The organism is Treponema vincentii, from assembly GCF_018336815.1.
Taxonomy (GTDB): domain Bacteria; phylum Spirochaetota; class Spirochaetia; order Treponematales; family Treponemataceae; genus Treponema.
Genome location: NZ_CP050497.1, coordinates 823,496 through 837,083 on the forward strand (window position 1 = coordinate 823,496; position 13,588 = coordinate 837,083).

10 protein-coding genes are annotated in these 13,588 nt (G+C 45.7%); 7 read left to right on the forward strand and 3 right to left on the reverse strand.

Annotated elements, in window-relative coordinates:
• Positions 1 to 27: 27 nt before the first annotated feature.
• The 3 genes from fliD to GWP40_RS03780 all read right to left on the reverse strand — a co-directional run bounded on the left by fliD (position 28) and on the right by GWP40_RS03780 (position 4,264).
• Complete coding sequence (fliD, locus tag GWP40_RS03770; protein WP_212566114.1) at positions 28 to 2,007, reverse strand: flagellar filament capping protein FliD; 1,980 nt, start codon at positions 2,005 to 2,007, stop codon at positions 28 to 30.
• Positions 2,008 to 2,264: 257 nt separating this feature from the next.
• Positions 2,265 to 3,122, reverse strand: coding sequence for a flagellin N-terminal helical domain-containing protein (locus tag GWP40_RS03775; protein ID WP_212566115.1), 858 nt, complete (start codon positions 3,120 to 3,122; stop codon positions 2,265 to 2,267).
• 281 nt (positions 3,123 to 3,403) lie between these two features.
• On the reverse strand, positions 3,404 to 4,264 hold the full coding sequence (locus GWP40_RS03780; RefSeq protein WP_212566116.1) for a flagellin N-terminal helical domain-containing protein: 861 nt from the start codon (positions 4,262 to 4,264) through the stop codon (positions 3,404 to 3,406).
• 444 nt (positions 4,265 to 4,708) lie between these two features.
• Here GWP40_RS03780 and GWP40_RS03785 point away from each other — a divergent pair, with 444 nt between their 5' ends.
• The 7 genes from GWP40_RS03785 to GWP40_RS03815 all read left to right on the forward strand — a co-directional run bounded on the left by GWP40_RS03785 (position 4,709) and on the right by GWP40_RS03815 (position 13,533).
• Entirely contained in the window at positions 4,709 to 5,815 is a 1,107-nt protein-coding gene (locus GWP40_RS03785; RefSeq protein ID WP_212566117.1) for a tyrosine-protein phosphatase, read from the forward strand.
• A gap of 261 nt (positions 5,816 to 6,076) precedes the next feature.
• On the forward strand, positions 6,077 to 8,992 hold the full coding sequence (locus GWP40_RS03790; protein ID WP_212566118.1) for a VCBS repeat-containing protein: 2,916 nt from the start codon (positions 6,077 to 6,079) through the stop codon (positions 8,990 to 8,992).
• Positions 8,993 to 9,245: 253 nt separating this feature from the next.
• The gene (groL, locus tag GWP40_RS03795) at positions 9,246 to 10,880 is read left to right on the forward strand and encodes a chaperonin GroEL (protein ID WP_212566119.1); all 1,635 of its coding nucleotides are present in this window, start codon (positions 9,246 to 9,248) and stop codon (positions 10,878 to 10,880) included.
• Positions 10,881 to 11,011: 131 nt separating this feature from the next.
• Positions 11,012 to 11,155: a hypothetical protein gene (locus GWP40_RS03800; protein WP_212566120.1), complete on the forward strand. Its 144-nt coding sequence runs from the start codon at positions 11,012 to 11,014 to the stop codon at positions 11,153 to 11,155.
• A gap of 148 nt (positions 11,156 to 11,303) precedes the next feature.
• On the forward strand, positions 11,304 to 11,570 hold the full coding sequence (locus tag GWP40_RS03805) for an RNA-binding regulator (protein WP_212566121.1): 267 nt from the start codon (positions 11,304 to 11,306) through the stop codon (positions 11,568 to 11,570).
• Between the two features lie 123 nt (positions 11,571 to 11,693).
• Entirely contained in the window at positions 11,694 to 12,833 is a 1,140-nt protein-coding gene (locus tag GWP40_RS03810; protein ID WP_212566122.1) for a tetratricopeptide repeat protein, read from the forward strand.
• Between the two features lie 175 nt (positions 12,834 to 13,008).
• Entirely contained in the window at positions 13,009 to 13,533 is a 525-nt protein-coding gene (locus GWP40_RS03815) for a hypothetical protein (RefSeq protein WP_212566123.1), read from the forward strand.
• The last annotated feature ends 55 nt before the right edge of the window (positions 13,534 to 13,588 follow it).

Sequence of the window (13,588 nt, forward strand, 5' to 3'; positions counted from 1 at the left end):
TTCGGCAATGTCGCGGATTATTCAGCGCTAGTTGTCAGAACCGCCTTTATTTTGTCGGCTGAAATTATTGATCATATCCGACTGCTTTTGCAAATTTCGCAAAGTTCCGTCCATATTCCCATACTTTTGCCGCAGCTCCAGCTCCTTTTTTTCAAGAGCCTTATCGTACCGCGCGATTTTATCCTTGCTCGTCTTAATTTGAGCTGCCAATCCGTTTGTTCGCGTAGAAAAAATTCCGCCCCGCTGCACATATGGATCTATCTGTTTAAATACCTGAAACGCGACGCCGTCATCGACAAGCACATCATTATCGGTATCATATCCGAAAAGGTAACGGACATCTTCCATCGAATTTTGTAAAGCCTCATCAAGTTTTTTTTCATCGATTTCCAAATATCCGCGGAGCCGCGCTTCATTAAGGCCTGAGCTTGTATCCGATTTTGTCGATATGCCGATTTGCGATAACGTCCGTATTGGGGTGTCTGCATTTTTACGGTATACATTTGCAACGATTTGGCGCAGATTATTTTTTAAAGCGGACAGCGTCGTATCCCCGAAAAGAGCGCCGAGATTTTCTTCCGCCGTTTTACGCTCATCGTCGGTAAAATATTCGATTTCATCGATAACCGCTTGCTGGTTGCTCGTTACAATATTGATTTCCGCCAAAAGCCGGTTGTATTTTGCGACAAATTCGATAATTGCATCCTTTGCCGGTTGAGGATCCGGTTTAATACTGATACTTTCCGGTTTATCGGTCTTATCCTCCAGTTGGAGCGTTACTCCCGGAATAAGATCATCGATTTTATTTGTGCTTCGCTTTACAGGGATGCCTTCAAAGGTAAGAGCTGCCTCCTGTGCCTGCGAGACGGGATTAACCGGTATGTATTCGCCTGTCGCTTTAGGATCGTATACTTTGATCTGCGTTATTGATACGCTTTTATCTGTGTTATTATTATGTACGGTGAGTCCGGTAATATCACCATATTCGCTCAAGGGGATACTGAAGGTCTGCGTTTCTGCCGTATCGGCTAGTGCAGGCAACGGGATAAGCGTTCCACGCGGAGAAACTAATGATAGTACATTATAATCTTCCACAGGGGCAGCGGTTTGTTGATTTAACCCAAGAGTTTCAGGCAGGATACTTGAATCGCTCGGCGCATTGGTTACGGTTACGCCTTTATACGATGCGGAACCGACTTGTTCATAAATCGATTCTCCGCTGGGGGCGGATACTTCTCCTTGCGCGGAAGGCGAAGCATCTGCATCGGTATTGTTTTGCAAGGATACGGTATATTCCAATACATACTGCTGTGAGCCGCGCACCGGTTTGGAAAACATAATGCGTTCTGTTGTCTGTGCAGGAATTGCAGCCTCTGTTTTTTCGGCATCCACTGCAGGACGGTCGTTCTTTTTTATCAGACCGTTTTCGAGCGCAAAGGATAAGGCATCATCGGAAAACTCCAGCTTATTGGCTTCCCCCGTTAGCTGGGATTCAAAAAGCAACGAAACGGCACTGGGCGAAGTCTTTATTTCCGAAATTCTGAGAATATCTTTTCCTTTTTTATTAACGGCATCGATAAAACTTCGGTATTTTCCGCCTTGCCAATTCACCGAAAATTTTTTTTCGCCGACAGTAAAGGTGTAGAGCCCTTTCGGAACTTGAAAGTCTTTTGATACTTCTTGTGATAAAAAAGAATCCGCTTGGGCAATTTGATTGATGGAGATTTTAAAAGTCTGTTCGCGGGCATCCCGTGAAGCGGTTGCCGTTACCGCTCGTTCATTGGAAGAGGTAACGGTTTTTTCTACAAAGGGATTGTTAAATGAATAGAGTTCCCGTGTCTTTTCGCGGATTTCGGTAGAGAACTGGTTTATTTTTCGCCAAATAGTATTTTGCCGTTCATATTTTTTTAAATCTTCAGCAGCTGAATCGCGCGGGGCACGCTCTTTTTTCATCAGCGTTTCAATGAGATTATCATATTTACCGGCTCCTATGCCGGGAATATTCATATCGGACACTCTAACCCCTTTACCGTTAAGCCGGATAAAACTTATCTACTATCATTGTCGGCTGTAATACCAATAATCTTTATGGAATCAAATGAGTTACGTGATTTACATATTTTTAGATAAAAAAAGGAAGAAGAAGGGCGCGGCTTCTTCTTCCTTTTAAGTCGTGGAAAAAGAGATAACATCCAGAAACCTCTTTTAGTCAAACCCTCACTGTTGATTTAGGTTTGCGTTATTTCCCCGATTTTTTTTGAGCGCTATTGAAGGAGGCGGATAACCGACTGGGGTTGTGTGTTCGCCTGTGCAAGCATTGCGGTACCTGACTGCATCAAGATTTGATTCTTGGTGTACTCAACGATCTGTTTTGCCATATCAGCATCGCGGATGCGTGATTCAGCAGCCTGCAGGTTTTCAGCAGCAATTGCAACGCCATTGTATGCAAGTTCGAAACGGTTCTGGTATGCACCGAGGTCTGCTCTCTGCTTGTTGATCTGCTTCAATGCATTGTCGATAGTACCGATGGCCATATTAGCACCTTCTACAGAAGAGATGGTGATCATATCGCCTTCACCACCCTGCATACCACCGATAAGACCGAGAGCGGTAGCAGTCATTGTGCCGACGAAGAGCTTTTCAGACTGATCCATGTTCGCACCGACATGCAACTGCAATTGATTGTCAGCTGCATCTCTTGCAAAGCGTCCGGTAAGCAAGTTCATACCGTTGAATTGGGCATGGCTTGCAATGCGGTCTACTTCATCCACAAGTTGAGAAACTTCAACCTGAATTTGCATACGATCTTCTGCAGAGTAAATACCGTTAGCGGCCTGAACTGCCAACTCGCGTAAGCGCTGCATGATATCGGTGGTTTCAGCTAAATATCCTTCTGTTGCTTGGATAAAGGAAACACCGTTCTGTATGTTCTGACCTGCTTGATTTAAACCGCGGATCTGGCTTCTCATTTTTTCGGAAACTGCAAGTCCGGAAGCATCATCGCCTGCGCGGTTAATGCGCATACCGCTGGAAAGCTTTTCTATGTCTTTTACGATGCTGGTCTCGACGATACCTGTGTTGCGCTGTGAATACATAGCGCTCATGTTGTGGTTAATAATCATATAACCCTCCTTGAAGTCTGCTCCCGGCATCCATGCCGGAAATGGTCACTGTATAAAAACATTACGGAAATTGGTTGCGCCTTTCCTTTCTGTTTTTTACACAGTATTATTGGCTTTCGATGTACTAACCGAAGACCAATAATACTGTTATACAGGGCTTCTTAAGGGTATTTTTCAAAGATCATGTTAACGGGATACCGGAGACATCCCGCCGGTTCTCGTTATTACAGTGGTAAGTATACCCTCTTGCCGAAAAAAAGACAAGAGAGTTACGCAAGAAATTACCGTAATAATGAGAGTACAAGCTGGGTATTTGAATTCGCCTGCGCCAACATTGCCGTGCCGGACTGTGTGAGTATCTGATTTCTCGTATACTCAACCATCTGCTTGGCCATATCGGCATCACGGATACGTGATTCGGATGCCTGTAGGTTTTCTGCGGCAATATCGATTCCAACAACAGTCATTTCCAGTCTGTTCTGGTATGCGCCGAGGTCTGCCCGCTGCTTGTTGATTTTCTTCAATGCCTCATCGATTGTACCGATGCTGTGATTGGCTTCTTCTGCGGTTTCGATCGTCATCGTGCGGTTATCGCTCAGATCACGCACGCCGAGGGCATGAGCCGTCATAGTACCGATGTACACGCGGATGCGCTGATCCATGTTGGCGCCAATGTGGAACCACATTGATGCTGTTACAGCGTTTTCGCCGCCTTCCCGTGCGAAGCGTCCGGTCAGCATATTCATACCGTTAAATTGAGCGGAACTTGCAATGCGGTCAACTTCGGCAACAAGCTGGGAAACTTCGACCTGAATTTGCATCCGGTCTTCCGCGCTGTAAATGCCGTTTGATGCCTGCACCGCCAGCTCGCGGATACGCTGCATAATGTCAGTCGTCTCCTGCAAATACGCTTCGGCAACTTGAATAAAGCTGATTCCGTTCGATGCGTTTGTCGAAGCTTGATTTAAGCCGCGGATTTGAGCGCGCATTTTTTCGGAAACTGCGAGACCGGAAGCATCATCACCTGCGCGATTGATGCGCATACCGCTGGACAATTTTTCGATGTCCTTACCGATACGTACACCGGTAACGCCCAATGTACGCTGTGCAAACATTGCACTCATGTTGTGGTTGATAACCATAGCATTTCCTCCATGAAATGTGGTACTGAAAAGCATCCGTGCTTTTCAGGAAAATAGAATATCTCCATTTCTTTTATCGGTGGTATAAGCTGAAAACTTTAGCCTTTTTGCAAAATTTTTTTAACATTTTATATGGGAATCTCTAAAAACCTCAAACCTATCGGCTTGTTCTGTAAGGAAGTGATTTATCATATCCGCAAAAGCGGATTGCGAATCAGTTTTTTAGAGGTTCCCGTGTGTTTTTCAGTAAAAGAGCAGGCAGCTTAGATGGGGAGATTACATTCGCTAGAACGAAGACTATATCTTTTGAAAAAAGGCGGTGCAGAGGCGTCGGTTATTTTCAAAAGTCTTGTTTATCGCCCCATTAGCATATATACTTATAGTATATTATTAAGAAAGAAGTTTGCACTTTTTCTGCGTGAGGCTTCAATTTTTGGAGGTTTTATGATTCACAAACGTTTTATGCGTCTATCGATTGCATTATTGTTCAGCCTTTCCGTGCTGATGTCATGCGCTACTACGGACAGCGCACGTATGCAGGAGCCGGTATATGAGCCGCTGCAGGGAACCGTTTCATCGGTTGACAAGTACGGTAACCTTACAACGGACATTACCGAAGCGGCTTTAAAAGAAAAAGGGTATGAACTCGGCGATGTGTTGCTCGCAAAGCTGGGAGACAAAACCGTAACAGCTCCCTTTGTTGCAACCTATAGCGACGTTAATAGAGGGGATTATCTGATTAGAATGTCACACGGATTTACCGCTATCGCGATGAGCTATGATAACTGTAGCGGCAAAACCGGTGCAGTCGAGGGAACTCCGGTAACACTGTCTCTTTCCAAGAAAGGCGCCTATTTACAGGAATATGAAATGCGCCACTTGGTTAAATCGGAAAAACGTGAGGATTATGCTTCCGATGCAATATTCGCAAACTTCCGCGCCGTTCAAGCGGGTTCTATTGCGTCCAATCGGCTGTACAGAGGATGCAATCCGGTACTCGGCGATGCCCGCGCCCCGTATGCGGCAAAGCTCGTTGAAGAAGCAAAAATTATAACCGTTATCAATCTTGCAGACAGCGCCGAAAGCATGGAACCGCACCTTGCTGCAGCGCCTTACTATCAGCAGCTGGTAAAAGACGGACAGGTTATCACCCTTAATATGGGAATTGATTTTAACGATCCTGCATTTATCGCGAAACTGAAAGACGGGTTGATCTTTATGGGACAGCACGAGGGACCGTTCTATGTTCATTGCAACGAAGGAAAAGACCGCGCGGGTATGGTTGCCGCCGTACTAGAGGCATTGATGGGCGCCACCGTGCAGCAGGTTGCTGACGACTATATGCTCTCATACATGAATTACTTTAACGTCAAGAAAACCGATGCGCGATATCCGGTAATTGCGAAGATTATCACCGATATGTTCGTAAAGATGAACGGCGGCAAGGCTATTACCGATGCCAACTTAAAATCCGTTACGGAAAACTACCTGACCAAAACGGTTGGTCTAACCGCGCAGCAAGTAAACGCGCTCAAACAAAAACTACAGTAACGAAGCGATCTGAGCAACCGCATCGGAAATATTTAAAGCAGTTGCCTTCCTTTTGTGCGAAATTTTGACAAAATTTCGCACTCTTTATCCGAGAATAAGGGTAAATGCATTAGGCAAATGAATCAAACTCCGCAGAATATAGGGAGCGGAGCAACCATTTGAGACGCAACGCGGCGAAACTCTGGTTGTGCAGCCCCCTATATTCTGCGGGCGTGTCTTACAAAGAACCTAAGGCGTTTACCCTGCAATTAAGGAATACCTATGGATACCGACGATTTAAATACCAACGAACACATTCACTCAGCAGAAGGGCACGATATGCCACCCGCTTCGAACCTCGATACGGAGATACGCCCGGGTACCACGGCAAGCGGTACCGCCGAAATGCTGCCTAATATGCAGCCTATTGAAAACGAAAACGCTGACACGGCAGGCAGTCATCCGGCAGAGCGGCAGACGGTAGCGCAGAACGCCGATACGGTACAAGCCCCTCCGTCTCCGCCCACGAAAAAAAAGCGGAAAAAGAGCGGATTTTTCAAAAAAGTCGGTATCTTTCTCCTCGTCCTTATTTTGATTATCCTGATTCCGCTTGTCGGGTTAATCGGATATTCATTGATAAACCGGACGAATCCTGCGCGGCATATTGCGGATGGATACTATGCAGCGGTTACCATTCGCTCTGCAAGTGATACGCTGCAAAAAGGACTGTACCTTAGCGCTGTCGATTCGCTCCTTTCCTCGCCCGAAACGGCAGCTTTACAGGGCAATCTCCGTGCGCTGCGATCGAATACAACGCTCCAATCGAGTTGGTTTAAGCGGCTGCTGAACGTCCCCGTGAACATTGCTGTTTATGAAGGCAGTAATGCCGCGATTGTTGCGAATATCGGTATCCGCTCTGCTGCCGTTCAGCTGCTTCCCCTTATTAGTGCCGTTAAGCCGGAACTGTTTGATTCGGTGCCGAACCTTTCGCAAACCGAATTTGACATCAACGGCAGCGCAAAAAAAGGCTTTCTCTTTGAACTGACTCAAGATCAGCGGCTCTACATCTGTTTTTATAAAAATCTCATGGTTGCCACAACCTCGGAAGATTTGCTGTATTCCTGTTTGGCCGAAAACTCAGAAGCGAGCGGTAAACGGCTGACTGCGCTGCTGCGGGATTCAAATCGCGGAGCTATCAGTGTCTACGCGGAACCGTCGTATTTTATTTCCGGTATGGCAGCAAAACGAGACATCGTCGGCAACATGATACGGGAACTCGCCTTCCCCGATCCGGCAGCGCTCAACGTCAATTTTGACGAAACAACCGTCTCTCTTCACAGCATTATCAATTGGATCTCGGAACGAAACGAGGTAAATGCCATCCTACAGCGGCGCTCAACCCTGCCGGCTATTTTATCTCGTCTGCCGGAAGGCGCCGTCTATGTGACGCTACTCAACCTTGGCGATCCCCAATTTCTCTACGAAAACACCAAAGCTTTTTTCCCTCCGGAACTAACGAAGAACTTCAATTCGGCGGATAAAAATAGTAAATTCTTTTTTAACAAAGATTTGAATCAACTTATTTTTGACTGGATGGGCAGTGAAATCGGCGTATTCGGGCATCGGGATTCTCAAACGCCTGTTTTCTTCATTTCGTTAAAGGATGAGGCAAAATGCCGCTATCTGTTGGAAGATTTGTTTAGCACGATATTCATCGATCGCAGCACTGCTGCGGTAGTCGACGATAACCGTATCCCGCGGATTATCTTCCCCTCGTGGTTGTCAAGACTGCTACGAGCCTTTCAAATCGATCTGCCGGAACCATTCTATATGATACAGGACAGCTATTTGTATCTTTCCAATAGTGCTGAAGCGCTCGGAATGTGCAAAAAGGAAACCGATGCTGGTAAGCTCTTGGTAAAAACCGATGAATGGAAGAAAATTGCAAAATCCGTTTCCGCCGAAACGTCTTTCTTGGTGTACTATTCGCTGGATCGAAGTATTCCGTTTTTCTTGGAACAAAATGCACTGCTAAAAACCGCTTTTAAGAATTACGGTAAAGGCGTATTATCATTGCGTTTTGCAGCTGATCGCAAAGTTCATTTGGATTTCTATACGCAGAAAACCGATGCGCGCAAATTGGAAGAAATCCCCTCATTTCCGCGGTCTCTTTCTCAGCGGCCCGAAACCGATATTATCTGCACAAAGTCCGCGGACAATATTCCCTATATTTTTTGGACGAACGGTTCGAATGTGCATGGCATGAATCTTTTAACCGGAAATGAGTCAACGCTTTCGCTCGACGGAAAAGCGGGGATTGCCGCCGAAATAAAACACTCAAAGCTGCAAGCGTTGTGGGCTGTTTCCGCCCGCGGTTCCATCTATCGGGTAAATGAAAACTTGGAACCCTTTGCAGGTTATCCCATACTGACGGCGGAAAAACTCCTCCCCAAACCGGCTACTTTTAACGGCGGCATCGTGGCTCCGCTTTCTTCCGATTCGACGCTCCTCTTTGCCGACGCAACGGATAATTGGTTTATTTCTGAGCCGATGAACGCGAAATTGCGAACTGCCCCTATTATATGGAAGGCTGGGGTCGCGGCGCTTCCTCGTTCTTTTGAAAGCAATCTGTACTTGTTTAATAACGAGGGGAAAACCGTTGAAGGGTATCCCATTGAACTTGAGGGCATCTTTGCCGCAGCGCCGGTATTCTTTGAAGAAACAAAGGGAAACTACGCTGTCGCTTTTGTAAGCGAAGACGGTAGATTTTCTATCCGCAGCTTATCGCAGGATTATGCGGAGACCGCCTCGTGTGATCTTAACACCGTATGTAAAGCGGATTTGGCGTATTCGGCATCGTTGCGGGCGTTTTTTGTGGTTTCTCAAGACGGCCACCTGTTCAAATTCAACACCGCCGGTGCGATAATAGACTCATTACCGTTAAAAACAGGCGCTGCGGATGATTACCGCATCACCTTGCTCGATGTAACCGGCGACGGTAAAGATGAAATCTTTGTTTCGGGAGGCGGCAATGCACTTTACGGCTTCACCTCCGGCTTTGCTCCGCTGGACGGTTTTCCCCTTGCCGGTACGGGAACGCCGTACTTACTCGATATCGACGGAGACTCGTTCCCCGAACTGATCACACACGGTATCGACTCAAAAGTTCACGCATATCGGGGAGCGGTACTGAGGTGAAGCCGATCTGCGTCTGACAAGGTGTTCCTAAAATTCAGCAGGCAGCTCTAAAAACTCGGTTTGATTTTTAGGAACATCCGTCGATTTTATAACTGGTTTCTTGAATCACTTGCCGGTTTACCTTTTTTTTTGTATTTTACTATCATATCGTTTTGAATGTTTACGAGGCTTTTGCAGACTGGTAAATGTTCTATATGTTAAAAACTACAGTACGTAGCATAATTTCAGTTATAATGATGAAGGAGTTCATAAGATGGCAAAACAACTGCTGTTTAATGAAGAAGCACGGAAAAAGCTGCTTTCCGGTGTTGAACAAATTTCAAGTGCGGTAAAAGTTACATTAGGTCCCAAAGGACGCAATGTCTTACTCGATAAGAGCTTCGGCGCTCCAACCGTTACCAAAGACGGTGTATCGGTTGCCCGTGAAGTTGAATTGGAAGATCCGTTTGAGAATATGGGAGCGCAACTCTTAAAAGAAGTTGCCACAAAGACCAACGATGTTGCCGGTGACGGAACCACAACCGCAACCGTTTTGGCTTATTCTATGGTACGCGAAGGCTTAAAAGCCGTTGCCGCCGGTATGACCCCGCTTGAATTAAAGCGCGGTATGGATAAGGCTGTGGCAATCGCCGTAGACGATATTCAGAAAAACGCCAAAGAGATTAAAGGTTCCGAAGAAGTTGCGCATGTTGCTTCCGTTTCTGCGAATAACGATCAGGAAATCGGTAAAATCCTTGCCGATGCCATTGCCCGTGTTGGAAAAGACGGTGTTATCGATGTCGGTGAAGCGCAGACCATGGAAACCGTTACCGAATATGTTGAAGGTATGCAGTTTGACCGCGGTTATATTTCTTCCTATTTTGTAACCGACCGCGACCGCATGGAAACCGTATACGACAATCCCTACATATTGATCCATGACAAGACTATTTCTACGATGAAAGATCTGCTGCCTCTTTTGGAAAAAGTTGCGCAGTCCGGCCGCCCGCTTTTGATTATCGCAGAAGATGTTGAAGGCGAAGCGCTGGCAACACTGGTTGTAAACAGCCTCCGCGGCGCGTTAAAAACCTGCGCGGTAAAGGCTCCCGGTTTCGGCGACCGCCGCAAGGAAATGCTCGAAGACATCGCTATTTTGACTGGCGGACAGGTTATCTCCGAAGAACTGGGTTTAAAACTGGAAACAGCCGATATCAGTCAGCTTGGTCAGGCAAAGAGCGTTAAAATCGATAAAGAGAATACTACGATTATCGACGGCGCAGGCGATAAAAAGCACATCAGCGACCGTGTGGCTCAGATTAAGAAGCAGATTGAAAATTCTTCTTCCGAATACGACACCGAAAAGCTCAAGGAACGCCTTGCAAAACTTGCCGGCGGTGTTGCGGTTATTAAGATCGGCGCTGTTACCGAAGTAGAAATGAAGGAAAAGAAACACCGCGTAGAGGATGCCTTGAACGCAACCCGCGCCGCTATCGAAGAAGGTATTGTTGCAGGCGGTGGTCTTGCACTCATTCAGGCTGCGGAAGCGCTCAACAAGGCTGATATTTCCAAGCTGACTGAAGACGAGAAGATTGGCTTTAAGATTGTGAAGCGCGCGCTTGAAGAGCCGATTCGCCAGATTGCGGAAAATGCCGGTGTTGACGGCGCTGTTATTGCGGAAAAAGCAAAAGAGAAGCGTGGTATCGGTTTTGACGCTGCAAAAATGGAATGGGCGGATATGATGAAGGTCGGTATTATCGACCCCGCAAAGGTTACCCGCTCCGCATTGCAGAACGCCGCATCCATTGCGAGTCTCCTGCTGACCACCGAGTGCGCTATCACTAATCTTCCTGAAAAGCACGCTCCGGCAGCTCCTGCTCCCGACATGGGCGGTATGGGCGGAATGTATTAATCGATATTCCCAACAAGCGGGTAAACGCATCAGGTAGAGTAGACCGGAATCGCAGAATAAAGAGGTTATGAGACCATTTGAACCATCTTCAACTGTTGTACGTCCGTGTACAACAGTTGAAGGCGAGTTTTGTGTGTGCACAAAACATCGCTGCTGTATGGAATCACTGCCATCCTTGGCAGTTCTGGTTGAGCAGCCCTAATTATTCTGCGGGGATGTTAAAAAACGGACTGATGCGTTTGCCTGCGTATCGGTCGGTTGACCGTTTATCGTAACTATGTTACAGTAGCTTATCTACGTGATCGTTGTTTCCATTAATGATAGAGCCGAAAGTTCAGCTTACATAATCAAATAAAGGTCTCATAGAAATTGTTTCCGTATGGATTCATTATTTAGCACCGCAAAAGGTAAAAGGATTTGAGTATGGCTCAGAAAATCTATGTAGGGAATTTAAACTACGCAACCACGGAAGAAGGTTTGTCAACCTTGTTTGGAACTTACGGCGAAGTCGTTTCGGCAGTTGTCATTAAAGACAAGTTCAGCAACCGTTCAAAGGGATTCGGATTTGTTGAAATGGCTGATGAGGGCGCTGCGCAAAATGCTATTGCAGAATTAAACGAAAAAGAATTCGAAGGACGCCGTCTCCGCGTTAATGTCGCACAGGAAAAACCCCGCCGCACCTATCCCTAATCAATTTATACAAAGGATCGGGAAACTCTAAAAACTGAAAAAAATTTCTTTCCTCTATAAGATAGAAGCCAATAAAAAGTTGCGGTAAAGTTTGCTATTATCTATATGGAGAGGAGCCAAGCTATGATTAACCATAACGCTCAATTTTTTTGGTGCCTGATTGTTAAGCATACTGCTATAACAAAGCCTCGGATATGCTTGGCGCCGATTATGGCTGCGATGATCCTTTTCTGCGCTTTATGCAGCACCTCATGTGCTTCGGTACAAACGGATATCCGCTATTCGGGCGGCGTGGGATCTGCTCGTGAAAAAACACTTGCAATGCTTGAATCGGCTATCGTCTCGCAACGGATACAATATAGCTCCGAACAAGTTAAGCGGATACAGACAGACATCGAAGCCTTGTTGCGGGAACCTTCCACCGATTCTTCATATTTGGCACGGCTATATGCTCTTTCTGCAGACGTATACCTATTACAACGCCAACCGAACGAAGCACGGAAGCGATTAGCTGAGGCAAAACAGCAAAACGAATATGATGAATACGTCCAATTAGTTTCGGCACGGATCATTTCCGATCAGGAAAAGCGGAGAGCATATTTGGAAGAGCGGCTTATACAAAATCCGACGTATTACCGGCTGAAAGCAGAACTCGGAGGGCTTTATTTCGCGGTAAAAGACTATCGGAATGCCCTCGCAGCCTTTGACGCTTCGCTTTTATTTTTACCTGAAGAATATCAGCGGCTCTACAGTAAACAGCGCGAGCAGAGTTTACAGCTTTATACGATAGACGGGGCATCCATTCGGAAATCTTCTGAAAAGATATTGCAAGCGCCTCAACTTTCATTAATAGAAATGGCAACCCTTACGCAAGATTCTACGAACGCACTGGATTTTATAACCGGTACCGCAGAATGGAAACCGCCGCTCCTTGCCGAATATCTGCAAAAAGATGGATGGTACAATCCGGAATGTGATGTTCTCAAAGATTTTGCGTCGAAAAAAGATGCCGCACTGTTTTTATGGCATTTAATTGTAGGCAATGATGAACTTCGCTTAAAGAAATATACACGCTATTACACCAGCAGACGACGGCTGCCTATTCCCGATGTTTTGATGGACGGTGTTTATTTTGATGCTATCATCGGTACGGTAGAAGAAGATGTTGTACCGCTCGTAGACGGTAAAAACTTTGAACCCGACAAACCCGTCAGCGGCATGGAGTTTTATCGCTGGTTGTTAAAAGCTGATGCCCTTCGGTGAATATCAGGGCGACTGAATCGGACGCACTTTTATATTTCTCCGCGTTAAACAACTGTCCTTTAGGGAGATTATAGTATGGTTATCCGTCTTTCTTAAAAAGCATAAAATTTAAAAAAATTGTGCGCAAAAAGAAGATAGGCTGGTCTTTTCTTGCTCTTTCGGTTATACTAAATACATGGAAGCCATAGATATTTTAAAGCCGCTTTTGGAAAAAGGACTGTTAAAGGAAAGCCTTACTTTGGCAGAAAGCGAAGGTAAGGAACTAAGCAAAATCAGCCATGATGGGCTTAATTTTGTAACAGCTTCTATATTAGCTGATGTACCCTCTGTTGAAAAAACCGAATTGATTAGAAAAACCGGAGCTTTCTTCTCTGCCGAGGATTATTGTAATCTATTAAATGAAAAGGTGTTTACTATTCACCCCGTAACCCGCGATCGGTTAAAAGATCAGGGGGCGTTGTTAACCGATGAAAATGTGAAGCAATACTATGCATGGTATAATATTTTTGATATTGCCTTCCCGTGGCTTCCATTATCGGTATTTGAAGATTTGGTAGTTTATCTACGGGATGAAAAGAGGTTGGTTTTAGATAAGGAAACACGAGAACTGGTAAAAGAAAATTTTTTAAATTCCAAACGATATTCCGAACGGGAGTTAAACACTCTATTCGAATCACCTATTTTTGATAACGAATTTTAATTGCGATATTGATGGAGCTGTCTGATATGGGGGCATTCTCTTAAAATGAAACATA

What these genes read in the sequence shown, in the direction of transcription:
- GWP40_RS03780 (WP_212566116.1), bottom strand. Translation starts at nt 4,264, where the DNA reads ATGGTTATCAACCACAACATGAGTGCAATGTTTGCACAGCGTACATTG.
- GWP40_RS03810 (WP_212566122.1), top strand. Translation starts at nt 11,694, where the DNA reads ATGATTAACCATAACGCTCAATTTTTTTGGTGCCTGATTGTTAAGCAT.
- GWP40_RS03775 (WP_212566115.1), bottom strand. Translation starts at nt 3,122, where the DNA reads ATGATTATTAACCACAACATGAGCGCTATGTATTCACAGCGCAACACA.
- GWP40_RS03790 (WP_212566118.1), top strand. Translation starts at nt 6,077, where the DNA reads ATGGATACCGACGATTTAAATACCAACGAACACATTCACTCAGCAGAA.
- GWP40_RS03805 (WP_212566121.1), top strand. Translation starts at nt 11,304, where the DNA reads ATGGCTCAGAAAATCTATGTAGGGAATTTAAACTACGCAACCACGGAA.
- fliD (WP_212566114.1), bottom strand. Translation starts at nt 2,007, where the DNA reads ATGAATATTCCCGGCATAGGAGCCGGTAAATATGATAATCTCATTGAA.
- GWP40_RS03815 (WP_212566123.1), top strand. Translation starts at nt 13,009, where the DNA reads ATGGAAGCCATAGATATTTTAAAGCCGCTTTTGGAAAAAGGACTGTTA.
- GWP40_RS03785 (WP_212566117.1), top strand. Translation starts at nt 4,709, where the DNA reads ATGATTCACAAACGTTTTATGCGTCTATCGATTGCATTATTGTTCAGC.
- groL (WP_212566119.1), top strand. Translation starts at nt 9,246, where the DNA reads ATGGCAAAACAACTGCTGTTTAATGAAGAAGCACGGAAAAAGCTGCTT.